Raw genomic sequence first — 23,764 nt, 5'->3', positions numbered from 1 at the left:
ACCTCATTTCTTCGCGTTTTTGGAGCGCTCGCGCCAACTGACAATCCACTGCAACAGCGAATCAACCGAAATAATAAGGATCAACGCGCTGATAAACAGCACCATCCCCGCGAATCCATGCAAGAAACCCTGGCCTGCGGCGTCCCCCCAATAATAGGTAATCAGCGTCAAAGCCACCACGCGCAGCACATTTGCGGTGAAAGAAATGGGGATAATCAGGAGGGCCAGACCGATATTGCGGATTGTCGAAGTATGGCGCACGACATTCAAATACAACAAGCCCAACGATTCAAGCGCCAATAAAGTCTGCAGGCCTGCACACGCATCGGCCACCAGCAGCTGATACTGGCCAATCTGCAAAATCACGCCGCTACGGGCGATCGGATAACCTGCCCAGAACAGCACATGCTCGGATACATACGACACCGCCATTTTCATGGGCATGGTCAGCATCGCCACCAGCGCGCTAGGAAGCGGGATCATGAACAACAGGAAGAAAAATGGAAACCAATACACCCGCAGGGAAGCGGCGCCGAATTTAAGCAGCAGGATCGCCGCCATCACAGTAATCAATGAAGAGAATTCGAGCGCGAGGATTTGCTGGGATCTACCGACAATAAACAGCAGCAGGCCGAATACCAGGAGGGTCCAGCCAGCCAGCGAGGAGGTGTTATCACGTGCAACAGCGAGCATTTCGCTGCGCTTGCGATACATCAGCCATAACGACAGGACCAGAATCATCGGTCCGTGCGCGGTATCATCTCGATTCCATACCTGCGTAAAAAAAATATGGAAGGAGCTCAGGTACAGTCCGACAAAACCGATAACGACGGGCAACCATTCGATGATCGCCTGACGGCTGAGCATAGACATGCGCCCCTTACCCGAATCCAGCACGCTGCTCATCAGAATTCTACCAGGACCGAACCGACCAGCTCGGCACCACAATTAATCACCTGATCACTCATCGCCTGGATATCGCTCAGGCGCGTGTGGTGCTTGCGCGCCACCAGCAGCACGCCACCGGTACGCATGGCAACCGCCAGCGAATCGGAACCGAGGGCAAATGCCGGTGCGTCATACAGCACCACGTCGTAGCGGGTACTGAGCGCATCATGCAATTCGCCGAATAGCGGCCGTGCTAGCAATTCCTGTGGATTCGGCGGCACCGTGCCCGCAGGCAGTACGGACAGGTCAACGAAGGAATCGATCTTGCCGATGGCGTCGTATTTGGCGCGGCCGGCAAGGATATCGGACAGGCCCTGGCGTCCCTTGATATCGAAAATCTCATGCTGGCTAGGTTCACGCAAATTGGCATCGACCAATAGGGTGTGTTCGCCCAACTGTGAAAACACCACGGCAAGATTGGCGGCGAACAAGCTGGCGCCATCGCCGGAGTCGAGTCCAACGATCACCAGAGATTTCTTGCCACGCGCGAACCAACGCAACATCAGCTGGCTGCGGACGGCCCGCAACACTTCGACTTGCGGACTGAACGGTTGATAAGCAGCAATCAGCTTGTCGGAAAACGTGCCGCGACCACTTTGCAGATAAGGATAGTCAAATTGACGGGCAATCACCTGTTCAATATCGCCCTGGGTCACCAGGCCGAGACGTACGGCAGCCTCGCCAAAGCGTATTCCCAACTCTTTTTGCATGCGCAACACGCGCTCGGCACTCTCTGGCGTAATTTTTCCCGACTCTAGCAACAAGGCGCCGATACTTGAATCACCATGCGCCGAGGCCGGCCGGGGAGTCGCGCGCGGAGCGGGGGAAGTAATATTGTTGTCCATATCAGTTAACACCAAGGCGACGAATAAAAGGAGATTTCTTGAACGATGATCGCTTCGATTTGGCGGTATCCCAACTCAGGACGCCCAGTACCGGCACCTGCAATTCGGTGACTAGATCCGTTTCAGAGCGCACACGACGGTTCAGCATTTCGGCCAGCAGACTGAAAGCCAGGCCCAGCATGAAGCCCAGAAACGCCGACACTATCGTATTAAGCAACACTTTAGGTCCGGCAGGAGAAATCGGCGGCACTGCAGGATTCAGTACGGAAATATCGGATTGTTCGGATTGTCCCTCGATATTGGTCTGGGCGAAACGCTGCGAAGCTGCCTCAAAGGCGCGCTGCGCGCTCTCTACGTCCTTGTTCAGTACATTCATCTCGTCACGCGTCCGGTTCAGCTGCAGCACTTTGTCTTTTTGCGCCTGCAGCGCAGCACGTACGGCGCCTTCACGTTGCGACATGATTTGCGCATTGTTACCTACGCTGCTGGATGCGATCTTCATCTGCGTATTAAAGTCGGCACGCAGACGATCCACTTCAGCTTTCGCGCTTTGGTATTGCGGATGATTCCGGCCGAGACGCTGATCGATTTCCGCCAGCTTCGATTCAGCACTGCCCAAACCAATCTTCAGATTCTGAATCAAGGGATTCGAGGCGACATCGGGAGATTCTGCACCCATACCTCCCTGCGCCATTCCCTGGCGCGAGCGTGCCTCCATCGCCATGCCTTGTGCGGCAACCAGCTGCGCCGACAGGTCGTTCAGGCGATTCGATTCCACATCAAGTCGATTGTCTACGCTGACAATGCCATTTTCCTGCTGGTACTTGGACAAGCGGCTTTGTGCCAGCTCAACGTTGTCGCGTAGCAACTTCGTCTGCTCATTGAAGTATGCAGACGCTTTTTTCAAAGGTTCAACTTTCAACTGGATACTGACTTTTTGATATTCGTCAGCGAAGGCGTTGGCGATCGCCGCCACGAATTGCGGGTCACTTCCCTTGAAACTAACATCAACCACGCTGCTCTCGCGCGAAGGGACAATTTCCAGCTTGTTCAACAAGAGGTCGGCAAGCCAGTCGCGCAAGGTGCCACGTCCTTGAGTTGCCTCTTGGAATTGAGCTTGCACGGCGGGACTGTTTGCCAGGCCCAATTTATCCACGACACGCAGCGCAACATTCTTGCTGGTGATGATATCAATCTGCGTGGCCATATACCCTGGCAACAGCTGACCAGGCATCGTCAGCCCGGTGACGGGATCAACACCCTTGTAATTCATTAAGAGCGAACTCGTTGCCTTATAAGTCTTGGGCAACAGAAGGCTGACCACCAGGGTGATGCTGACCGTAAATAACACGGTCGCGATCAGAATCCAGCGGCGAGCACGCAAGATAAGTAACAGCTGGGAAAATCTCATGACAGAACTCTCATGACTAATTTAAAGAACGGAAACGTTATAAGGCTAAAAGATCGTTGCATCAGAACAGACTTTCTTTGACATAAACCACGTCGTCCACCTGCACCAGATCATCATGCTTGGCATCGAGAATCTGCAGTTTGCCTTCGGCATCTCGACGCTTGATGCGGATACCGCGCTCGGTGCCGCGTGGCGTCAGGCCACCGCCAACGGACAATGCCTGCAGGACTGTCATGGAGCGTTCAAGACGGAATGCCCCAGGGCGCTGAACTTCGCCGTAAATATAAAAACGCGGCGCGCGCTCGACATACACCACATCATTCCCCGTCAAATCCAGGTCACGCTTGAAGTCGCCTTCACGCACCATGTCGACAATATCGACAACTTCCTTGGTGGTCGTACCGCCCCGCTTACGGATCAGGTTGACGGTATCGCCGCCTTCGGCCGCAAGCCCTCCAGCCATCGCCAGCACATCCATCAGGCTACGCTTGCCTTCCAGCGGATAGCGGCCAGGACGATTAACCTGTCCCAGCACGGAAACCTGCTGGCTTTGCAGCGTCGTGACAATGATATTAACTTGCGCTTTACGCAAGAAGCCGCCACTTTCAAGCAGGCCGCCGATTTTCTTTTCTGCCGAGGAAACCGGCAAACCGCCAATCGCGACGGCGCCAACTAGGGGGAAAGTAATTTCACCAGCTTCGCTGACGCGCGTTTCCAGCGCCAGGTCGGGGCTGCCATATACCGAGATACGCACTACATCGCCAGGGCCCAATAGCACATCAGCTGCGCCCGCCATACCTGCGCCGCAGAGCATGAGCGCCGTTAGAATCCAGAGTGCAAGTCGTTTCATGATTTACTCAATTCTGTTTAAAGTTATATATCGATATGCCCAGCTTATTTCAAACCTGCCACACCACGGTCATTGACATCGGACGGCAACGGGCCAGCTGGTGTCGCCGCAGGCGCGGGAGCGTTCACCGCGGCAGCGGGCGCGCCCACAGGAGGAGCACTCGCCGCCGGCGCGCTGGCTGCGGGTACGGCACCTTCCTTCTTGTTCAGGTACTCGATCTTGGCTTGCGCGCGCAGACGCTTCAACTCAGCGTCCGCCGCCTCCTTGGTCTTCTTGTTAAACAAGAATTGTTCGATTTGCGGCGTCGCCTGTGCCAGTGTCACCGGGCTATCCTTGATGTCCGCCAACGCAATTAGCAAGGTACGGTCCCCTTCCCGGATAATGAAAAGCTGGCCTTTCGGCATCGACATCAGTTTGCTACTCAATTCCGGAGCCAGGTCGGCGCTCGTACGCGACAATTGCATACGGGCAAACTTGACATTATTGGCCTCAAGCCAGACCGCAACTTCTTCCAGCGACTTCGCCGAATCCATGGCGGCTTTCAGCTTATCGTTCATGTCGGTAGTGGCAATGACCAGTTCCCGCATATCAAACTGCTTGCGCTGGGTAAAGAACCCTGGCTGCTTGGCAAAGTACTCTTCCACTTCGGCAGGGGTCGGCTTGGCAATGGTGCCGATGCGTTTCTGCATGTACGCCTGCGCGATGATCAACGCTTTTGCGCGCTCAATCGATTGCACCACCTTCGGGTCCCGGTCAGTCTTGTCCTTGACTGCCTCGTTCTGCAAGAGCTGGCGGTCAATTAACGATTCCAGCAGGGCTTTGCTGGCAGCTTCCTGCTGCGCGGCCTGAACCCCGGCACGCTGTAACTCTTCATTGAGCTGCAACACAGTGATTTCTTCGCCATTGACACTTGCAAGCGCTTGACCTGGCTTGTCATCCTTCTTGCCGCCACACGCGGACAATCCGATAGCAGCCAGCAAGAACACGCCACTCCACAGGATTCGTTGACCTGAGGTACGCTTAAGCGATGCCAAACCTGTCATATCAAAGTGCTTCAAAATTACTCCTTCGCTCTAGTGTGTGTCACGCTGTACGCACTGCTGAATAAACCGTCGCAGCCGGGTCATCTTCGCCGCCAAAAACCATGTCAAACACTGCCATAGTTTCCAGTGTAAAAGTTATTCAAGTCGACAACATCATTAACAATATTATAAATACCCGCCAACAGGATTCATAGCATTAATAAAAATATTTGCTTAAAAACTCATTAAGGTGGACAAAAAGAAACTGATCATTGACCGTCGCAGCGAGCATGCGATGCCCGCCGTGTTGACATGTCTCGACGTCGAATGCGACTCTCCTCCGTTACGCCTCCAGTACCAGAAGCCGCAGGACATTGCGCGCCAACTGCCAATACCGGATGCCGAACCAGCAAAATACGGCAATCTTGCCGATCCACAAACGACCGCAGCACGGGCCAGACAACGCCATCGGATCAGGGAAAGTGGCGGATCTTGCTTATACCAAACATATTCTAGCGCGTATTGTTTCACTAAAAACGAAATTTATACCGTCATAGAAAAAGTCTCGCAGCCGTCCGCAACCAATAGAAATCAATGGGCGTTGTCGCGCTTGAGCACGACCTTGACCGTACAAAGGATGATCCAAATATCCAGCCACAAAGACCAATTTCGCAAGTAATCCAGGTCGAAATGAATTCGTGCTTCCATCTTGTCCAACGTTTCTGTTTCGCCCCGCAAACCGTTGACCTGAGCCCAGCCGGTAATACCAGGCTTGACCTTATGGCGCAGCATGTACCCCTTGATCAGCTTGCGATACTGCTCGTTATGCGCCACCGCGTGTGGCCGCGGCCCAACAATGCTCATACGGCCTTGTAAAACATTGATAAATTGCGGCAACTCATCAAGCGAACTGCGTCGCAAAAAACCACCGATGCGCGTCACTCGCTGGTCATTCTTTGTCGCCTGTACAACCTTGTCACCGTCCTCACTTACCGTCATGGAGCGGAATTTGTAGACTATGATTTCCTCGCCATACAAGCCGTAGCGGCGCTGGCGGAAGATCACCGGTCCTTTCGATGTCACCTTGACCGCGATGGCAATGAGCAGCATCACCGGCAACAGCAAAATCTGGATGATCAGGCCCAGCACAATATCGCTACCGCGCTTGACCATGCTGTTAAAGCCTGTAAACGGCGATTCGCGGATCGCGATCACCGGCATGCCGCCCACATTGTCAAAACGCGCCTGCATCAGGTCAAAGATGTAAATATCCGGTAAAAAATAGACAGACGCCGTCGTATCCTGCAGTTCATCCAGCATTTTGCGAATGCGTGGCTGGGCAGAAATGGGCTGGCTGATGAATATCATCTTGATATTGTGTTCCCGTACATAGGCAGCGATGTCGGCCATTTTCCCAAGCATGGGTTCGCGCATTTTCTCTGGCCACCGGTCGTCGGTGCGGTCATCAAAAAAACCGCGCACCTGCATGAAGAGATTCGGATTGCGCTCCACCGTCGCCGCAAACTTCAGGCTGGCATCATTGGCGCCAATGACGACCACTGAGCGCACCTCACTGTCACGGTCGGGATCGGTTACCAGACGGCGCGCCGCCAGATGGCTGGCCAGCAGCACGAATGGCGTCAGCAAAAACCATCCCATCACCAGCCTGGAGTCATAATGAAAGCTCAACCCTGTGGCAGAACCAAGGAATACCAGAATCAATACCGTAATGATCCAGCCGACGAAGATATCACGCGCGTATGCCAGCATGCGTCCACTGCGCCAGGTGCGATAAGGGTCTACATACTGAAATACGGACGACGATATGAAGAATGCCAATATCATCAGCACCAATGAGTAGCCGGTAAATGGCGAACCTGACAGAGCAGCCAGCAGATACAGTGTCCCCATGATGATAATGGGATCAAGAATACGCTGGAAAAACGAAATTAGGGGTATATCATTAACAGTCATGATGCTCTTCAGAACTGGCCACTGGCGCTAAAGGAAACACCTTTGGCGCGGTAACTGCCTGTATTGATAATGGGGGCGCCAACGCGTGCGTCATGGAATGCATTAACACCCAACTGAATATTGGGTCGGGGAGCATAAGTCAAGCCCACGGTGGTGGTCCGCGTCGAGTCGGCAATATCTCCAGGCAACACCGTTCCGGTAGCGGCGGAAAAATCACGCTTTTGACGCCTGAATTGCGCATCCATACGCACTTTTGCGGAAATATCCCAGGCGGCGGCAATGCTGGCGCCGTTATTCAAACTACTGCTGACCAGTGAATTTTCCACCGCCGCGAACTCATGCCACGCACTCCCCGTAAAGCGAACCTTGCCCAGCGGCGCCCAATACACAGTAACGCGGCCGTTGGCGCCACTGGAGTCGCGTCCGGTAAACACCTGGTTCTTGCGCTTGACCCAGCCTCCCAGTAATTGGACCTGTGTGATACCACTGGCAAACCAGTAAATATTGGCCTTGACTTCATCCTGCTCGTAGCCCTGCTCCACGCCAAAGGCAGCCAGCCCGGCACGGTCCGGATAGCTGCCTTTCAAATGCCGCAACTGCATGCCAATCCGGCTGCCCCCCGACTGCAGATAGTCGAGGCCCAACTCGGTACTATCTTCCTGGCGATTGGAAATACGCTGCGTGATCAAGTCATAAGCATAACGTTCGCGTGAAAAACCTGCACGCACGCGCCAACTGGGATGGAAACGCCATGCACCGTTGAGATACTCGCGGCGCACCGTGCGCAAATTACGATCCGTGGTTTGCAAGTCACTAAATGGCGTCAGGGTTTGCGTATAGCTCACGCCCGCATGGCCTTCAAGGTGGTTGGCAATATGCCACTCCAGATCCGCCAAAAAATCCTTGCCACTATAATCAAGCTGATCGAAATGATCGAAGTACACGCGCGACCACTTTGCCTGGCCGGTCAATATCTGCCGCCCTATTGGACGATTGACGATAAAACCTGCTTGTACCTGGCGTGACGAGTCGGAACGCTGGCCATTGATCCCCCGCACATCATCGTCGAGACGAAAAAAATTATCGTCGTAGGAATAACTGGTCGCTATGAAGGGAGAAATAGTATCGTTTAGCGCGGCGACTGCAGGCAGGCTGCAACTGGCTCCGCCGATAAGCAAAGTCGAAACAGGCAGTATCCGGGCCAGCGCGGATACCAGACGGCGCTGTTCGGCCAGACCGCCTGTCCACCTGAAGGTTTGTCGCAATGAATTCAACATGGGATATCGTCTTTGAGAGAGCAAACAATTGATTGGCAATATTACCAGTAAGTCCAGTGTCCACCGGAAATAATCCAGAGCCCCAGCACGCCGTTCGTGACGCCGTGCGCGAGGATCGGCGACCACAGGTTCTGGCTACGCATATACAGCAGACTATACGCGACGCCGGCGACGATGCCGGCCAGCCACAAGTTGTGTTCAAAACCAAATAACACGACGCTGATGCCGAAAGCCTTGAGACTGGCCAGGCGCGGATTGAATTTCAGAAAGTCCGGGGTGTCGATCCAGCGCAGCAGGAAAGAGCGCCAGAACAGTTCTTCCATCACGGGCACCACGAGGGCGGCGCCGGCGATGCGCAAGACCACCAGGCTCCACTCGATCTGGCCGTCATTGCGCGGATCAAAGCCATCGGCACTGCCGATCATCATCCAGCCTGCATCGAGGTTGATCCACAACAGAAAAACAACAATACCGGTCACCAGCGCCACGGCAAGCGCGCGCGCGCCCAATGGCACCCAGGCCAATTCCGTATAGCTACGGCGCCAGTACAGCAACATGCCCAGCACGACGCCGATCTTGACGGCGTACAGCCAGCGCAGGTCCTGCGCGGCAAAGCCCGCCCGGCCCAGCATGTCGGCGATGAAGATGAAGGAGAGGTAGGCCAGGAATGGCGCTACGCGTGGCAAGGCGGCGCGATCAAACATGCTGATGCCCACCGGAGGTGAAGCCACGCGCCGGACGCTGTGGTCCGGAGCGCGTGTTTTTCATGACAAACATGCATCCTCCGATGTAATAAATATAATTATATAATTATATCAAGCTGAACCGTTGCCGTGGCAAGTAATCCTAACTTAATTACAACAGAAGAGGCAGAAAACAATCAACCGTTGGCGCGCGCCTCGATCTGCTCCCACTTTTCCAGCGCTTCCAGCAGTTCGCCTTCGATCTCGGCCACGCGCGCATTCAGGCGCTTGCCTTCGGCTGGCGTCTTTTTGTAGAAGTCCGGGTGCGACAGCTCGGCGGCCAGCACCGATTGCTCGTCTTCCAGCTTGGCGATCAGTTTCGGCAACTCTTCCAGCTCGCGCTGTTCCTTGTAGCTGAGCTTTTTCTGCTTGGCGGCCGGTGCGGCGGCCTCGACCTTGACGGCCGGCTTGCTGGCTGGCGCCGTGGCGATCGGCAAGGTGCGCACGCGCTCCCAGTCCGTGTAGCCGCCGACGAATTCGCGCCACTTGCCCTCGCCTTCGGCGACGATCACTTGCGTGACAACGTTGTCGAGGAAGGTGCGGTCATGGCTGACGAGGAAGACGGTGCCGGTGTATTCTTCCAGCAACTCTTCCAGCAATTCCAGGGTATCGATATCCAGGTCATTGGTCGGCTCATCGAGCACCAGCACGTTGGCCGGCTTGGCGAACAGACGCGCCAGCAGCAAACGGTTGCGCTCGCCACCGGACAGCGACTTGACAGGCGAACGGGCGCGCTCCGGCGCGAACAGGAAGTCGTTCAGGTAGGTCATCACGTGACGGCGCTGACCATTGATTTCGACCCAGTCGCTGCCTGGCGCGATGGTTTCCATCAGGTTCGCCTCTTCATTCAGCTGCGTGCGCATCTGGTCGAAATACGCCACTTGCAGCTTGGTACCCAGGCGGATGGTGCCCGTGTCCGACTCTTCCTGGCCCAGGATCATCTTCAGCAAGGTGGTCTTGCCGGCGCCGTTGGCGCCGATAAGGCCGACCTTGTCGCCACGCAAGATGGTGGCGCTGAAATCCTTGACGATGACCTTGTCGCCGTAAATCTTCGAGACGTTCTCCAGGTCCGCCACGATCTTGCCCGAGCGTTCGCCGGCCGACACGTCCAGCTTGACTTGTCCCTGCTGGTCGCGGCGCGCATTGCGCGTCAGGCGCAGCGCTTCCAGGCGGCGCACCCGGCCTTCGTCGCGCACCCGGCGCGCCTTGACGCCCTTGCGTATCCACACTTCTTCCTGCGCCAGGAATTTGTCGAACTTGGCGTTTTCCACTTCTTCGATTTCCAGCTGCTCCGCCTTGCGGGTCTGGTAAGCCGTGAAGTTGCCAGGATACGACAGCAAACGACCGCGGTCGAGCTCGATGATGCGCGTAGCGACGTTGTCAAGGAAGGAGCGGTCATGAGTAATGAACAGTACGCTACCCTTGAAGTCGCGCAGCAAACCTTCCAGCCACAGGATGGAGCTGAAGTCCAGATGGTTGGTCGGCTCATCGAGCAACAGCACGTCGGGCGCCGACACCAGCGCGCGCGCCAGCGCCACGCGCTTTTGCATCCCGCCGGACAGGGTTTTCATCAGCATGTCGCCCGTCAGGTTCAGACGGTCAAGCACGGTTTCCACCTTGTTGGGCAAGCTCCACGCATCGGCCGCATCGAGTTTGACCTGGATGTCGTGCATGCGTTCCATCAATTCGTCGTCATTGCCCTGGCCAAACTGGCCCGTCAACGCATCGTATTCCTTCAGCCACGCCTGCGATTCACCCATGCCGGAGGCGACGGCGTCGAACACGGACATGTCCGGGTCGAATTGCGGTTCCTGCTCCACATACGCGATCTTGATGCCTTGCTGCATCACCAACAAGCCGTCATCGAGCTTGAACTTGCCCGAAATAACCTTCAACAGCGAGGATTTACCCGTGCCGTTGCGGCCGATCAAGCCGACCCGCTCCGTGGTTTCCAGTGAAAATTCCGCGTGATCGAGCAGCGCGACGTGACCGAACGCAAGTTGCGCCGATGAAAGAGAAATGACAGCCATAATGAGTAAGAGTGCTCGGGCGCCGTCTCGCGCACACCGCGTGGTGTGCAAAACAGCCGCCGATTAGATGAATGAAGCACGCATTGTACCGATAACTCGGACTTCAATCGCCATCGACCAGTAACTACCGCCTGGATGATCACAGGCTGCCGACGCGCGTTGCGTGGAAACGTGGTGTCGCCAGCAGGAATCGAACCTGCATTTAAGTCTTAGGAGGACCTTGTACTATCCATTGTACGATGGCGACACGCGCAGCGGCATTATACAGGCAAGCGCCCGCCATTGACAGCCTGACAAACGGACAGCGTGCCATTGGCAGGCATGCTATTTCGCCTGCGCCACAGGGACGGCGGACCGCACCTGGAGCCGCGATACGATCTGTTGGGCTGCCAGCGCATGCGACACCTTGTTCCAGTGCATGTCCATGGGAGCGAAGTCCATTTGCTCGCGCCGCGCCGCCCAATGTTGCGCGAACACGGGCTGCATGTCGATTGCAGCAAAACCGTGCTGTTTCAAGCGCGCGAAGAACAACGCCCGGTCGCCTCCCTCCCATGATGGCACGCCCTTGCGCGCGTTGTAAAGCAAGTCACGCTCGCCATCGACAACAAACAGAAATTGCACCTCGGAACCGTCTTCGATGGCACGCAATTGCGTCAAATAGTAATCGAGCACCGCGCCTTGCGCCGCTATGTCCTTCGCCGCTGCTGGCGGCGGCCCCTTGCGGCGCAAGGCAGACGACAGCCAATCGGGCAATTTCAGGTTGTAATAACAATACCGCACCAATGCAGAATAGGACACCAGCCGCTTGATGCCGGGCTCCACGTAAGGCGTGTGCACCAGGTGCAGGCCATCTGGGCCGGGCTCAATCTGATTATGACCGCGCTTGGCAGGCTCAAGCAGAGTAGAAAGATTACTGCCGTCCACAAACAGCACTACGGTACGTGGATGCACGCGCGGCACATAATAGCGTGCCATGACCAGCGTATCTGCGAGGCCATTGCCGGAATTACCTGCGGCATATACCCCACCACCAAGCGCCTGCTCCAGTTGCCCCTGCATGGTATCGGGATAATCAAGCATCAGGCTTTCGACAAAACTGTCACCGAGCACCAGCACGGCGGCGCCATCCTTGAAGTCGCGCGAATTCGAGGCGCCTTGGGCATTGATGATGCCCTTGCGTGCATTGGTCAGCGCCCATCCATGCGAATACACGTAGGACTCGTGCGCCAGATAGCGGCGAAACGGCACTTGAGGATCGCTATTTTCCAGCCGCAAGCCGGACGATACCGGCAGGCATTGCAGGATGGCTTCGAGCACCAGAACCGTGACCAGCATGCCCAAGCCTATGGCAAATGAAGAACGCATATAGTTTAGAAATTAAAATAAAGAAATTCGGAAATGCCACGTGTTTCGCTAATCGCCAGCAACAGCATGCAGAGGACGAATAACGCACCCAAGGCAATATTGCCGCCCTGGCCAGACAGCCGTTGCTCCCGTACCCGCAACAGCCCCCTGCCCAGCAAGTCATAGGCATTCGGCATGCAGAAGGCAATGGCCGCGCACGCCAGCAACCACCACAGGCAGCTTTGCAGCGCCATGATTCTGTCGCTTCCAAGCATTGCTCCTTGCATCGATGGGGTCAAGGTGCCACCTGCCATGGCTTGCAGCACATCCAGCGCCACGTCGATCGAACTGGCACGAAAAAATACCCACGCCAGAACGACCGCCAGGAATGTGGCGACGCTGCCAGCAACGCGTATCGGTAAACTGCTGCGTCCGCCAAGAACATGGCGCAGCGCATGATTAATAATCAGATACAGGCCATGCAGCATGCCCCATACGAGAAAGGTCCAGTTGGCGCCATGCCACAAGCCACCCAGCAACATGGTCACGAACAGATTGCGGTAGCGCTGGAATGCGCCCTGGCGATTCCCCCCAAGAGGGATGTACAGATAGTCGCGCAGGAAGGTTGATAGCGTGATATGCCAGCGGCGCCAGAAATCAATAATGGAGGCGGCCTTGTAAGGCGAATTGAAGTTGATAGGCAGGACAATCCCAAACATATAGGACAGACCGTATGCCATGTCCGAATAGGCGGAAAAGTCGAAGTACAACTGGAAAGTGTACGCCAGGGCTCCAGCCCAGGCCTCCAGCATGCTCAGATGCTGGTGATGCGCGTCGAACACGGGAGCGACATAGCGTGCCACGCCGTCAGCCAATATCACCTTTTTGAACAGGCCGATAGTGAAAAACGTCAGACCGACGACGATGCGCCCACGCCGCAACACATGCGACTCCGGCTGCGAAAACTGCGGCATCATGTCTTTGTGATGCAGGATGGGACCGGCGATCAGGTGGGGGAAATACGTGACGAACAGTCCATAGCTTTCCGGCTGATAGTCCTTGACCTTGCCCGCATAGCAATCGACCAGATATGCGATCTGCGTAAACGTGAAGAACGAAATCCCGATTGGCAAAACAATGCCGATCGGCACCAGCGGCGCCCCGGTCAGGGCTGCTATATTTTCTATCAGGAAATCAAAATACTTGAAGAAGATCAGCAAGGAAAGATTGAAAACAAGTCCAGCGACCAGCCATGCCTTTGCCGAGCGCCGGTGTCCCCGCTCATAACGCAGCGAAATCCCGCGTCCCACTGCAAAGTTGACGCAGATTGACAAGGCCAGCAACGGTAAAAACCGAATATCCCAATAGCAATAAAATGCGAGCGAAGCCAGCAGTAAGAAGATGATCGAAACACGCAGAGAATACTTTGACAGGACAAAATAGCCAAGTAGCGCCAATGGCAAAAAGATCAAAAAGAAAGCAAATGAATTGAATAGCACCGCGTCGTCCTACAAGTGGTGGAGTGATTTACGGGAGATGACTATCGGCTTGCGCTAGCACTCGGCGGACCAGCGCTCCTACCGGCGATATGCTGCGTGCGCAAGGCCCGGACCCTGCCAAAATAAAGCCCAGTAAAACCGCCAGGTAGCCATGTCATTGCCTACATCCGTGAACAGGGCACTGGCATAGCATCCGGTACAGTTACAATCGACATTTGCAAACCGACATAATTTCCAATTGCCAAATATAACATAATGGATAATATTTTTGCATGCCTTATTTGCATGCGCCCCTATCCTACATGTCATGTACTTAACAGCCATGCGATATTCTCAATCCCTTGACGGTGCGATCGACCGCACGGCAGAGGCTGAGCAAACTATGCTCCATTCATCGCCACACTTCTGATTTCCGCGCCACTAACCAGGAAGGGAAGGACTTCGTCACGCGGATAGCGTGCGCATTATTGCGATACGGGCAACTTGATGGCGCCAGAGTTGTTGTTTTTTGACTGCCGTCTCGAAAATATCAAAAAAACAAAAAAAGAGGTGTAAAATACAATAGAATTTTACAACCAGTAATTTACAATCACTACATGCCTGCTGCAGGCGCACAATCTGGCGACTGTCAGGGTGGTGCACCCTGACAGCGCCCTGACTGCAGTGCTGGCTGTCGCCACATGGTTTATCAGGCATCGTGGCCAGCCCAGCTTTTTGCAGAGCTTCATCGGACTGGTGAATAGCCGTGGCAGGCTCCACCGCGTCACCGGCATTGCTTGTGCGACTTTGTTGGTGCGATATGTGTTTTTCGTTATGAGGAAATAAAAATGTGCTTTGCAATGCCACGAATCTACGTGTTCGCCATAGGCTGCTTATTGGCGGGTACTGTGTCTGCAGCACCTTCCTACTCTTATCGGAATCTGGGCACGCTGGGTGGCGGACTAAGTAGCGCCGCAGCCATCAACGCTGCCGGGCAAATTGTCGGCACTTCAGCAAATGTGGCTGGCATCGACCGCGCAACCCTGTGGAGTGCGAACGGTATCGTGGACCTGGGCACGACGGGCGGCATATATAGCCGGGCCAATGCCATCAATAGCCAGAATGAGGTCGTCGGCTCATCGGCGGTGGGCGGTGGCGATCAGCTTCGGGCAGCCAGCTGGAGTGGGAATCAGGCAACGGCATTACCCGGACTAGGTGGCAAGGCAAGTTACGCCATGGGAGTCAACAACGGTGGCATCCGGGTAGGCGCCGCAGGCATCGTTGGTGGGGCTGAGCACGCAACGCGCTGGAACGGCACAACGGTCACCGACCTGGGAACCCTAGGAGGCTTCTCCAGCTATGCCCATGCGATAAATGATGGTGGCACGATAGTCGGTGCTGCAGGCACGGCTATGGAAGACATGCACGCCACGCGCTGGGATGGCAATCAAGCCGTGGACCTGGGGACATTGGGCGGCAATTTCAGCTGGGCATATGCCATCAATAATGCTGGGCAAACCGTAGGTTATTCCAGTACCACCGGAGAGCTGGCGTCGCGCGCCACCATCTGGAATGGCAATGTTGCTTCGGAATTATTTACGGGCGCATGGAACAATTCAATGGCCACCGGCATCAATGCCAGCGGCCTGGTGGTAGGCAAGGCCTGGAATGAGATTGGCGGCGAGCATGCGGTATTATGGGACGGCACCGCAATGTTCGACCTGAATAGTTTCCTTGATGCGGCAAGCGTGAAAGCAGGCTGGGTCTTGCGTTCGGCGAACGGTATCAACGATGATGGCTGGATTGTCGGCAATGCCTATAACACGCTGACCGGCCATACGAACGCATTCCTCCTTTCGGCCGTGCCCGAGCCGGCGATGCTGTCGCTGTTGTTGGCCGGTTTTCTTGTCATCGGTGCCGGCACACTGCTGCGTAAAGACAAGCAACGCGATGCCATGATGGCAGGCGTGTAATTTCGCGAAGGCCGTCCACGCGGCCTTCGCATCCTTCAGCGTTTCCCTGCCGCGCTCAGCCTGGACATCAGGTAACGCCCGGCAACACCGCCGTCACCTCGATCTCGACCTTCGCTCTGTCCTCGATCAGTCCCGCCACTTGCACCGCCGTCATGGACGGGTAGTGCTTGCCAATAATTTCCCTGTAGGCAACGCCGATTTGTGGATATGCCGCCACATATTCCTTCTTGTCCAACACATACCAGTTCATGCGCACGATGTGCTCGGGCAAGGCGCCCGCCTCGGCCAGCACGGCGACGATATTCTGCAAGGCCTGGCGCACCTGCCCCGCAAAATCGTCCGTGTGAAACTGGCCTTGCGCATCCCAGCCTATCATGCCGCTGACATACACCGTGCGCCCGCTGGCGACCACGCCGTTCGCATAGCCGCGCGGCCTGGCCCATTCCGGTGGTTGTAAAACTTGCATATTGCTTTCCTTGTTGTTCATGCGGTTCATGCGTCCGCCGCCTCGCGCAGCAGTTCGCGCGCGATGATCAATTGCTGTACTTCGCTGGCACCCTCGTAGATGCGCAAGGCGCGAATTTCGCGGTACAGGCGCTCGACCGGATGGTCGCTCACCACTCCCATGCCGCCGAACAGTTGCACGGCCGCGTCGATCACCTGCTGCGCCGTCTCGGTGGCCGTCAGCTTGGCCATGGCCGCTTCCTTCGTCACCTTGCGGCCCTGGTCGCGCTGCCAGGCGGCGCGGTAGGTGAGCAGCGCGGCCGCGTCGATGCCGGTGGCCATCTGCGCCAATTTTGCCTGCGTCAGCTGGAAGTCCGCCAGGGTCTGGCCAAACATCTGGCGCTTTGTCGCGTGGCGCAGCGCTTCATCGAAGGCGCGCCGCGCAAAGCCCAGCGCCGCGGCAGCCACCGAGGTGCGGAACACGTCGAGTGTCGCCATCGCCACCTTGAAACCCTGCCCCGCCTCGCCCAGGCGCTGCGACACGGGCACGCGGCAATTGACGAAGCGCAATCGCGCCAGCGGATGCGGCGCGATCACGGCGATGCGCTCGGCGATTTCCAGGCCAGGGTTGTCAGCGTCGACGATGAAGGCGCTGATGCCGCGCGCACCCGGCGCCTCGCCCGTGCGGGCGAACACCACGTAAAAGTCGGCGATGCCGCCGTTCGAGATCCACGTCTTTTCGCCGTCGAGCACATACTCTTCGCCGTCACGCCGCGCCGCGCACGCCATGGCCGCCACGTCGGAGCCAGCCTGCGGCTCGGAGAGGGCAAAGGCAGCGATACGCTTGCCGCTGGCCACGTCCGGCAGATAGCGCGCCTTGTTCTCAACGCTGCCGAACAGGCCGATGGCGCCCGAGCCGAGACCCTGCATGGCGAAGGCGAAATCGGCCAGGCCGCTATGGCGCGCCAGGGTTTCGCGCATCAGACAAATGGCGCGCGTGTCGATCTTGCCATCGGTGCCGGTGGCGTATGTCAGCCAGCCATCCTGCCCCAGTTGCGCCACCAGCGCGCGGCAAGCCGCATCGACATCGGCGCCGTGCGCGTCGTCCAGATGCAAAGTCGCCCACGCATCGAGCTCGCGCTCGAGTTCCCCATGCCGCGCTTCGAAAAACGGCCACTCCAGATAGCTGGTATCGCGCATCTCAATCTCCCTCGAATTGTGGCGTCTGTTTCGCCACGAACGCGTGATACGCGCGGTGGAAATCGTTGGTGGCCATGCAAATGGCCTGCGCCTGGGCTTCCGCCTCGATGGCTTCATCGACGCCCATGTTCCACTCCTGCTGCAGCATTTTTTTCGTCATGCCGTGCGCGAAGGTGGGGCCGCTGGCCAGGCCGGCGGCGAACAGCTGCGCCGCCTGCGCCAGTTCCTCCGGCTCGACCAGCCGGTTGAGCCAGCCCCAGCGTTCAGCCTCCGCCCCCGTCAAGGAGCGCCCCGTGTACAGCAGCTCGGCGGCACGGCCCTGGCCGATCACGCGCGGCAGCAAGGCGCAGGCGCCCATGTCGCAGCCGGCCAGGCCCACGCGGGTAAACAAAAAGGCCGTCTTGCTGCGCGCCGTGCCGAGGCGGATATCGGAAGCCAGCGCCAGCATGGCGCCGGCGCCCGCGCAAATACCGTCGATGGCGGCGATGATGGGCTGCGGGCAGGCACGCATGGCTTTCACCACGTCGCCCGTCATGCGGGTAAACGCCAGCAGGCCGGGCATGTCGAGTTGCGTCAGGGGGCCGATGATGTCGTGCACGTCGCCGCCCGAGCAGAAATTGCCGCCGCTGCCCGTGATCACTACGGCCTTGACGTCGTCCGCATGCGCCAGCGCACGAAACAGCTCGCGCAATTCCGCATACGAATCGAAGGTGAGCGGATTCTTGCGCTCGGGCCGGTGCAGGGTCAAGGTGGCGACGCCTGCGTCGACGGAAAACAGGAAATGCCGCGCCGCGTAATGGCCCAAGCTGGCGCGGTTGCCTGGCAGGTCTTGCGGCTGGCCGGGTAGATGGCGCATGCTCATTCCTTTATTGAGGTGTCATTCAGCTGCTGCTTCATGTGCGACAGCAGGTCGATCAATCGGGTTTTGTCGTCCGGCGTCACGCCGTGCAGCAGTTCTGCGATCCAGCCTTCGTGCACGCGCGCCATCTCGTCGAAGGCGCGCCGGCCCGCCGGCGTCAGCTTGACGCTGTAGGAGCGGCGGTCCTTCGGATCGACCACGCGCACCACCAGTTTTTCCTGTTCCAGCTGGTCGGTGATGCCCGTGATATTGCCGCCCGTGACCATCATGCGCTTGGACAGCTCGCCCATGCGTAAGCCTTCGGGAAAGCGTTCGAGCTGCGCCATCAAGTCGAAGCGGGGCAAGGTGATGCCGAAGCTGGCGCGCAAACGCGTGCGCACCTCGTTTTCGATTTTCACGGTGCACGAGAGCATGCGCAGCCACAGCTTGAGCGACTGGTGATGGTCTTGCGTCAGGCGGCTGGCCAGGTCCAGCACCGGTTCGGCCTGCGGGAGGTCGCGTTCATTGTTCATTTTATCCATTGTCTACATGACTTCGCCGCCGGCGACGGCGATCGATTGTCCATTCATGGCGGACGACGCGGGCAGGCAGAGCCAGGCCACCGCATCGGCCACTTCCCGGGGCTGCACCAGCCGCTGCTGCGGGTTGCCAGCCGCCAGTTCCGCGCGCGCAGCGTCTTCGCCGCGCCCCGTCTTGCGCACGATGTTTTGCACGGCCTGCGCCACCATGTCCGTTTCCGTGTAACCAGGGCAGACGGCGTTGACGGTGACGCCGCGCGGCGCCACTTCCAGCGCCAGCGCGCGCGTCAGGCCGATCACGCCATGCTTGGCGGCGACATAGGCGCTGACGTAGCGATAGCCTTTCAGGCCCGCCGTCGACGCCACGTTGACGATGCGCCCCCAGCCCGCTTCCAGCATGCCCTGCATGACGGCCTGGCAGCAGTGGAACACGCCCGTCAGGTTCACGGCCAGCATCTGCTGCCAGATGGCGGCATCCGTCTTGCCGAATGGCGCCGCATGCGCCTGGCCCGCGTTATTGATCAATATATCGATGCGGCCAAAATGCGCGGCAGCCTGCGCGAAGCCCGCTTGCACGGACGCTTCCACTGCCACGTCAAGCACGCAGATGGCCACCCTGCCCGCATGGCCCGCCTCTTCCAGCTGCATGCGCGCGCGCGCCAGCCGCGCGCTATCGCGCCCGGCCAGGGTGACCCGGGCGCCCGCATCCAGCAAGGCGCCCGCGCACGCCAGGCCGATGCCGCTGCCGGCGCCCGTCACCAGCGCGTGCTTGTCCATTAATTCTTGCGTCTTCATGTCATCCTTCCAGCAGCCGCGCGGCCACCTGTTGTGGGGTGAGGCCCGTGTTGGCGGCGGCCAGTTGCCGCTCGCGCTGCAGATTGCGTTCCAGCTGCTGCTGGCCCGGCCGGTACTGTTTCGGCCAGGCTGCCCCGGCGCCGCTATAGCCGATGCGCGCCATTTCCGTCAGGGTCCAGGCGGGGTTGGCCAGGTGCGGCCGGCCCACGGCGCACAGGTCGGCGCGCCCGGCGGCGATGATGCTGTTGGCGTGGTCGGCCTCAAAAATCGAGCCGACGGCCATGCTGGCGATGCCGGCTTCATTGCGCACGCGGTCGGCGAACGGCGCCTGGAACATGCGTCCGTACACGGGTTGTTCCAGCTTGCTGACCTGGCCCGAGGAACAGTCGATCAGATCGGCGCCGGCCTGCTTGAACAGGCGCGCGATGACGACCGCATCGTCGGGCGTGATGCCGCCTTCGACCCAGTCGTGGGCCGAGATGCGCACGCTCATGGGTTTATCCTGCGGCCAGGCGGCGCGCATGGCGCGGAACACGCGCAGCGGATAGCGGCAGCGGTTTTCAAGGCTGCCGCCATACTCGTCCGTGCGGCGGTTGGTCAGCGGCGAGATAAAACTCGACAGCAGATAACCATGCGCGCAATGCAGTTCCAGCCAGTCGAAGCCGGCGACGGCCGCCGCCAGGGTGGCGCGCACGAAGTCCTGCTCAATGCGCGCCAGGTCACTTTCCGTGGCCGCGCGCGCCACCTGCGACACGCCGGCCAGATACTGCTGGCTCGATGCCGCCAGCAGCGGCCAGTTACCGTCCTTCAAAGGCAGGTCGATGCCGTCCCACATGGGCCGCGTCGAGCCTTTCGGCCCCGCGTGGCCCAGTTGCAGGGCGATCTTCGCATCGCTGTTGGCATGCACGAAATCGACGATGCGCCGCCAGGCCTGCGTATGCGCTTCGCTGTACATGCCGGGGCAGGCGGGCGTGATGCGCGCATCGGCCGACACGCAGGTCATCTCGGCAAACACGAGACCCGCACCACCCATGGCGCGCGCGCCCAGGTGCATCAGATGGTAGTCGCCGGCCACGCCATCGACAGCGCTGTACTGCGCCATCGGCGAGACGGCGATGCGGTTTTTCAGCAGCACGCCGCGCAGGCGGAAGGGCGTGAGCATGGGCGGCAAAGCCTCGTCCCGCAAAGGTTCTTGCGGAAACACAACGCCAGCCTGCTCGCCCGCGCGCCGCGCCAGCCACAGTTCATAGTCTGCCACGTACGCAGGATCGCGCAGGCGCAGGTTTTCATGCGAAATGCGCTGGCTGCGCGTGAGCATGGAATAGGCGAACTGCGGCGCTTCCATGGCGCTGTAGCGCTCGACGTTTTCAAACCACTCCATGGAATTGCGCGCCGCGCTCTGGATTTTCAGCACCTCGATGGCGCGCAGCTGCTGGTAGGCGGCCAGCGCAGCATCGGCATCCCCATGCTGGCCGAAACAGCGCGCCAGCTCGATGGCGTCTTCCAGCGCCAGCTTGGTGCCGGAACCAATCGAATAATGCGCCGTGTGGGCAGCGTCGCCCATCAGCACGACGGGTACGCCATCTTGGCTGTGCACCCATTGCCGGCAGACGATGCGGGGAAAGGTGATCCACTGCGCCGAGCCGCGCAAGTGCGGCGAATTGCTCAGCAGGCCATGGCCATCGAGTTCCTCGGCGAACAGCGCTGCGCAAAAGGCGATGCTCTCTTCCTGGCTCATGGCATCGAGGCCCGCCGCGCGCCACACGTGTTCGGGCGTTTCGACGATGAAGGTCGAAGTATCGCCGTCATATTGATAGATATGCGCCTGGAACCAGCCGTATGGCGTCTGGCGGAAGGCAAACGTGAAGGCCTCGAATTTCTTGCGCGTACCCAGCCAGACGAAGCGGCAATGGCGCTGGTCGATCTCGGGCTGGTAGCTGGCCGCATAGCGCGTGCGGATGCGGCTGTTCAAGCCATCGCAGGCGATCACCAGGTCGGCGCCGTACTGGCGCGCGGTGGCCTGGTCGTCCTGCACTTCCGTCTCGAACACCAGCTGCACGCCAAGTTCCTCGCAGCGCGCCTGCAGGATATTGAGCAGGCGCTTGCGGCCGATGCCGCAAAAGCCATGGCCACCGGAACGCACGGTCTCGCCCTTGAAGTGGATCTCGATATCGTCCCAGTGGTTGAACGCCTGCAGGATGGCGCGCGCCGTCGGCTCGTCAGCATTGGCCAGGTTGCCCAGGGTCTGGTCGGAAAACACCACGCCCCAGCCAAACGTGTCGTACGGGCGGTTGCGCTCGATAACGGTGATGCAGTGATCCGGGTTCTGCTTTTTCATGAGCAGACTGAAATACAGGCCGGCGGGACCGCCGCCGATGCAGACAATATTCATGGGGTGTCCGTGCGAAGTTTGAAGCGCTGCAGCTTGCCCGTTTCCGTGCGCGGCAGAGAAGGCAGGAAGCGGATGGCGCGCGGGTATTTATACGGCGCGATCTGCTGGCGCACAAAGTCCTGCAGTTCGGCCGCCAGCAGGTCGCTGGGCTGGAAACCGTCCTTCAGCACCACGTGCGCTTCGACGATCTGGCCACGTTCGGCATCGGCGCGCCCGACCACGCCGCATTCGGCCACTGCCGGATGGCGCAACAGCGCCTCTTCCACTTCAGGGCCGGCGATGTTGTAGCCGGCCGAGACGATCATGTCGTCGCTGCGCGAGCGGTAATAGAAATAGCCGTCGCCGTCCATTTCGAAGGTGTCGCCCGTCAGGTTCCAGCCATTCTGCACGTACTCGCGCTGGCGCGGGTCGGACAGGTAGCGGCAACCGGTGGGACCTTTCACGGCCAGGCGGCCCGTCACGCCGGGCGGCTGCGGCACGCCCGCATCGTCGACGATGCACGCCTGGTAGCCAGGAATGGCCTTGCCGATGGCGCCGCGGCGTATGCCCTCACCCGTGGCGGAGATGAAAATGTGCAGCATCTCGGTGGCGCCGATGCCGTCCGTCATGGCCAGTCCGGTGGCAGCCTGCCAGGCGTCGCGCGTGGCCAGCGGCAGTGCCTCGCCGGCCGACACGCAAAGGCGCAGGCTGCGCACGTCGTGGCTGGCAGCCAGGGGCGCCATCTGGCGGTAAAAGGTGGGCGCCGTGAAGCAGATCGTGGCCCCGTAGACGCCGATGGCGCGCAGCAGGGCCTCGGGCGTGAGCTTTTCCAGCAGCACGGCGCAAGCGCCAAAGCGCAGGGGAAACAGCAGCAAGCCACCGAGGCCGAAGGTGAACGCCAGCGGCGGCGTGCCGATGAAGATATCGTCGGCGCGCACCTGCAGCATGGAGCGGGGGAAGCAGTCGCAAATGGCCAGCAGGTCGCGGTGCATGTGCATGGTGCCTTTGGGGACGCCCGTCGTGCCCGAGGTAAAGCTGATCAGGCAGACCTCGTCGGCCGCCGTGTCGCATGCGGGAAAGGGTGCATCGTGGGCGGCCATGCGCTGTTCCAGTTCGGCGCCATCGGCGCCAAAGCACAGCATGGCCGGCAAACCGGGAACGCCATCGAGTTCCCCGCGCAAGCCCTGTGCGCACAGCACGGCGTTCACTTGCGCCTTGGCCAGGATGGTGGACAGTTCGCGCGCGCGCAGCAGCGGCATGGTGGGCACGGCGATGCAGCCGGCTTTCAGCACGGCCAGCAGGCAGGCGGCCATCATGGGCGTATTCGCGCCGCGCAGCAGCACGCGGTTGCCGGGGATCAGGCGCAGGTCGCTGCGCAGCACGTGGGCGATGCGGTCGACCCGCTGCGCCAGCTGCGCATAAGTCCAGCGCTGGCCGTCGGCAAGGATGGCGGTGCGCTCGCCGCCGCCGTTGGCCACGGCCGCATCGAGCAGCGCGGCGACACAATTGAGGCGCGGTGGATACTGCAGCTCGGGCAAGTCCAGGCACAGCTGCGGCCAGAGTGCGCGCGGCGGCAAATGCGTGCGCGCAAAGTCGTCCTGGGGAGATGCGGTGCTAGGCGAAGGGTCGCTGCTCATGCTCATCCTGGCTGATAGCGGGCGCGTGCACAAGGCCCGGAAGCA

The 23,764-nt window shown here is 59.0% G+C and carries 20 protein-coding genes and 1 tRNA gene; 1 reads left to right on the top strand and 20 read right to left on the bottom strand.

The window, feature by feature from the left end; all coding sequences use genetic code 11:
• Positions 1–3: 3 nt before the first annotated feature.
• From xrtB to ACQ4WS_RS04420, 13 genes are all read right to left on the bottom strand, one after another.
• The gene (gene xrtB / locus ACQ4WS_RS04480; protein WP_436474013.1) at positions 4–906 is read right to left on the bottom strand and encodes an exosortase B; all 903 of its coding nucleotides are present in this window, start codon (positions 904–906) and stop codon (positions 4–6) included.
• Positions 906–1,793, bottom strand: a complete 888-nt coding sequence (gene epsG / locus ACQ4WS_RS04475; protein ID WP_436474011.1) for a chain length determinant protein tyrosine kinase EpsG — start codon at positions 1,791–1,793, stop codon at positions 906–908. Before epsG ends, xrtB begins: the two co-directional genes overlap by 1 nt.
• Position 1,794: 1 nt before the next feature.
• Positions 1,795–3,204 carry a chain length determinant protein EpsF gene (gene epsF, locus ACQ4WS_RS04470; RefSeq protein ID WP_436474009.1) on the bottom strand — a complete coding sequence of 470 codons (1,410 nt, stop codon included), beginning with the start codon at positions 3,202–3,204 and terminating at the stop codon, positions 1,795–1,797.
• Positions 3,205–3,265: 61 nt separating this feature from the next.
• Positions 3,266–4,054, bottom strand: coding sequence for a polysaccharide export protein EpsE (epsE, locus tag ACQ4WS_RS04465; protein WP_436474007.1), 789 nt, complete (start codon positions 4,052–4,054; stop codon positions 3,266–3,268).
• Positions 4,055–4,098: 44 nt separating this feature from the next.
• On the bottom strand, positions 4,099–5,112 hold the full coding sequence (locus tag ACQ4WS_RS04460) for an EpsD family peptidyl-prolyl cis-trans isomerase (RefSeq protein WP_436474005.1): 1,014 nt from the start codon (positions 5,110–5,112) through the stop codon (positions 4,099–4,101).
• Positions 5,113–5,667: 555 nt separating this feature from the next.
• A complete protein-coding gene (locus tag ACQ4WS_RS04455) occupies positions 5,668–7,050 on the bottom strand; it encodes an undecaprenyl-phosphate glucose phosphotransferase (RefSeq protein WP_436474004.1) in 1,383 nt (460 codons plus the stop codon).
• An 8-nt stretch (positions 7,051–7,058) separates the two neighbouring features.
• Positions 7,059–8,327 (bottom strand): XrtB/PEP-CTERM-associated polysaccharide biosynthesis outer membrane protein EpsL, encoded by a 1,269-nt coding sequence (gene epsL / locus ACQ4WS_RS04450; RefSeq protein ID WP_436474002.1) that lies wholly within the window; start codon positions 8,325–8,327, stop codon positions 7,059–7,061.
• 41 nt (positions 8,328–8,368) lie between these two features.
• On the bottom strand, positions 8,369–9,031 hold the full coding sequence (locus ACQ4WS_RS04445) for a CAAX prenyl protease-related protein (RefSeq protein ID WP_436474000.1): 663 nt from the start codon (positions 9,029–9,031) through the stop codon (positions 8,369–8,371).
• Between the two features lie 176 nt (positions 9,032–9,207).
• Positions 9,208–11,100: an ATP-binding cassette domain-containing protein gene (locus tag ACQ4WS_RS04440; RefSeq protein WP_101484347.1), complete on the bottom strand. Its 1,893-nt coding sequence runs from the start codon at positions 11,098–11,100 to the stop codon at positions 9,208–9,210.
• Positions 11,101–11,272: 172 nt separating this feature from the next.
• Positions 11,273–11,347: transfer RNA gene (locus ACQ4WS_RS04435), tRNA-Arg, on the bottom strand.
• Positions 11,348–11,424: 77 nt separating this feature from the next.
• Positions 11,425–12,435, bottom strand: coding sequence for a hypothetical protein (locus ACQ4WS_RS04430; protein ID WP_436473998.1), 1,011 nt, complete (start codon positions 12,433–12,435; stop codon positions 11,425–11,427).
• 35 nt (positions 12,436–12,470) lie between these two features.
• Positions 12,471–13,943, bottom strand: coding sequence for an MBOAT family O-acyltransferase (locus ACQ4WS_RS04425; protein ID WP_436473997.1), 1,473 nt, complete (start codon positions 13,941–13,943; stop codon positions 12,471–12,473).
• 444 nt (positions 13,944–14,387) lie between these two features.
• Complete coding sequence (locus ACQ4WS_RS04420; protein ID WP_436473995.1) at positions 14,388–14,789, bottom strand: hypothetical protein; 402 nt, start codon at positions 14,787–14,789, stop codon at positions 14,388–14,390.
• Between ACQ4WS_RS04420 and ACQ4WS_RS04415 the strand changes: the two genes are divergently transcribed.
• Positions 14,771–15,895, top strand: coding sequence for a hypothetical protein (locus ACQ4WS_RS04415; RefSeq protein ID WP_436473993.1), 1,125 nt, complete (start codon positions 14,771–14,773; stop codon positions 15,893–15,895). The two genes, ACQ4WS_RS04420 and ACQ4WS_RS04415, sit on opposite strands and share 19 nt — an antisense overlap.
• Before the next feature lie 67 nt (positions 15,896–15,962).
• Here the strand turns inward: ACQ4WS_RS04415 and ACQ4WS_RS04410 are convergent, their stop codons facing one another.
• Genes ACQ4WS_RS04410 through ACQ4WS_RS04380 form a run of 7 tightly spaced genes read right to left on the bottom strand, consistent with a single transcriptional unit; the run spans position 15,963 to position 23,719 of the window.
• Positions 15,963–16,361: a RidA family protein gene (locus ACQ4WS_RS04410; protein ID WP_436473992.1), complete on the bottom strand. Its 399-nt coding sequence runs from the start codon at positions 16,359–16,361 to the stop codon at positions 15,963–15,965.
• A gap of 26 nt (positions 16,362–16,387) precedes the next feature.
• Complete coding sequence (locus tag ACQ4WS_RS04405) at positions 16,388–17,539, bottom strand: acyl-CoA dehydrogenase family protein (RefSeq protein WP_436473990.1); 1,152 nt, start codon at positions 17,537–17,539, stop codon at positions 16,388–16,390.
• Position 17,540: 1 nt separating this feature from the next.
• Complete coding sequence (locus ACQ4WS_RS04400; RefSeq protein ID WP_436473988.1) at positions 17,541–18,395, bottom strand: enoyl-CoA hydratase family protein; 855 nt, start codon at positions 18,393–18,395, stop codon at positions 17,541–17,543.
• 2 nt (positions 18,396–18,397) lie between these two features.
• Positions 18,398–18,910 (bottom strand): MarR family winged helix-turn-helix transcriptional regulator, encoded by a 513-nt coding sequence (locus ACQ4WS_RS04395; protein ID WP_436473986.1) that lies wholly within the window; start codon positions 18,908–18,910, stop codon positions 18,398–18,400.
• A gap of 12 nt (positions 18,911–18,922) precedes the next feature.
• Positions 18,923–19,711 carry an SDR family NAD(P)-dependent oxidoreductase gene (locus ACQ4WS_RS04390; protein ID WP_436473984.1) on the bottom strand — a complete coding sequence of 263 codons (789 nt, stop codon included), beginning with the start codon at positions 19,709–19,711 and terminating at the stop codon, positions 18,923–18,925.
• A gap of 1 nt (position 19,712) precedes the next feature.
• Complete coding sequence (locus tag ACQ4WS_RS04385) at positions 19,713–22,103, bottom strand: bifunctional salicylyl-CoA 5-hydroxylase/oxidoreductase (protein WP_436473982.1); 2,391 nt, start codon at positions 22,101–22,103, stop codon at positions 19,713–19,715.
• Positions 22,100–23,719: an AMP-binding protein gene (locus ACQ4WS_RS04380; protein WP_436473980.1), complete on the bottom strand. Its 1,620-nt coding sequence runs from the start codon at positions 23,717–23,719 to the stop codon at positions 22,100–22,102. The genes ACQ4WS_RS04385 and ACQ4WS_RS04380 overlap by 4 nt, the downstream gene beginning before the upstream one ends.
• Positions 23,720–23,764 lie beyond the last annotated feature (45 nt).

This window comes from Janthinobacterium leeuwenhoeki (genome assembly GCF_051380795.1).
GTDB lineage: Bacteria > Pseudomonadota > Gammaproteobacteria > Burkholderiales > Burkholderiaceae_D > Janthinobacterium.
Note: the sequence above shows the minus strand (reverse complement) of the source record. Positions and strands in the feature narration are given on the sequence as shown.

What these genes read in the sequence shown, in the direction of transcription:
- ACQ4WS_RS04390 (WP_436473984.1), bottom strand. Translation starts at nt 19,711, where the DNA reads ATGAAGACGCAAGAATTAATGGACAAGCACGCGCTGGTGACGGGCGCC.
- ACQ4WS_RS04405 (WP_436473990.1), bottom strand. Translation starts at nt 17,539, where the DNA reads ATGCGCGATACCAGCTATCTGGAGTGGCCGTTTTTCGAAGCGCGGCAT.
- ACQ4WS_RS04410 (WP_436473992.1), bottom strand. Translation starts at nt 16,361, where the DNA reads ATGCAAGTTTTACAACCACCGGAATGGGCCAGGCCGCGCGGCTATGCG.
- ACQ4WS_RS04395 (WP_436473986.1), bottom strand. Translation starts at nt 18,910, where the DNA reads ATGAACAATGAACGCGACCTCCCGCAGGCCGAACCGGTGCTGGACCTG.
- epsG (WP_436474011.1), bottom strand. Translation starts at nt 1,793, where the DNA reads ATGGACAACAATATTACTTCCCCCGCTCCGCGCGCGACTCCCCGGCCG.
- ACQ4WS_RS04380 (WP_436473980.1), bottom strand. Translation starts at nt 23,719, where the DNA reads ATGAGCAGCGACCCTTCGCCTAGCACCGCATCTCCCCAGGACGACTTT.
- epsE (WP_436474007.1), bottom strand. Translation starts at nt 4,054, where the DNA reads ATGAAACGACTTGCACTCTGGATTCTAACGGCGCTCATGCTCTGCGGC.
- ACQ4WS_RS04440 (WP_101484347.1), bottom strand. Translation starts at nt 11,100, where the DNA reads ATGGCTGTCATTTCTCTTTCATCGGCGCAACTTGCGTTCGGTCACGTC.
- ACQ4WS_RS04385 (WP_436473982.1), bottom strand. Translation starts at nt 22,103, where the DNA reads ATGAATATTGTCTGCATCGGCGGCGGTCCCGCCGGCCTGTATTTCAGT.
- ACQ4WS_RS04415 (WP_436473993.1), top strand. Translation starts at nt 14,771, where the DNA reads ATGTGCTTTGCAATGCCACGAATCTACGTGTTCGCCATAGGCTGCTTA.
- epsL (WP_436474002.1), bottom strand. Translation starts at nt 8,327, where the DNA reads ATGTTGAATTCATTGCGACAAACCTTCAGGTGGACAGGCGGTCTGGCC.
- epsF (WP_436474009.1), bottom strand. Translation starts at nt 3,204, where the DNA reads ATGAGATTTTCCCAGCTGTTACTTATCTTGCGTGCTCGCCGCTGGATT.
- xrtB (WP_436474013.1), bottom strand. Translation starts at nt 906, where the DNA reads ATGAGCAGCGTGCTGGATTCGGGTAAGGGGCGCATGTCTATGCTCAGC.
- ACQ4WS_RS04400 (WP_436473988.1), bottom strand. Translation starts at nt 18,395, where the DNA reads ATGCGCCATCTACCCGGCCAGCCGCAAGACCTGCCAGGCAACCGCGCC.
- ACQ4WS_RS04430 (WP_436473998.1), bottom strand. Translation starts at nt 12,435, where the DNA reads ATGCTGGTCACGGTTCTGGTGCTCGAAGCCATCCTGCAATGCCTGCCG.
- ACQ4WS_RS04445 (WP_436474000.1), bottom strand. Translation starts at nt 9,031, where the DNA reads ATGTTTGATCGCGCCGCCTTGCCACGCGTAGCGCCATTCCTGGCCTAC.
- ACQ4WS_RS04455 (WP_436474004.1), bottom strand. Translation starts at nt 7,050, where the DNA reads ATGACTGTTAATGATATACCCCTAATTTCGTTTTTCCAGCGTATTCTT.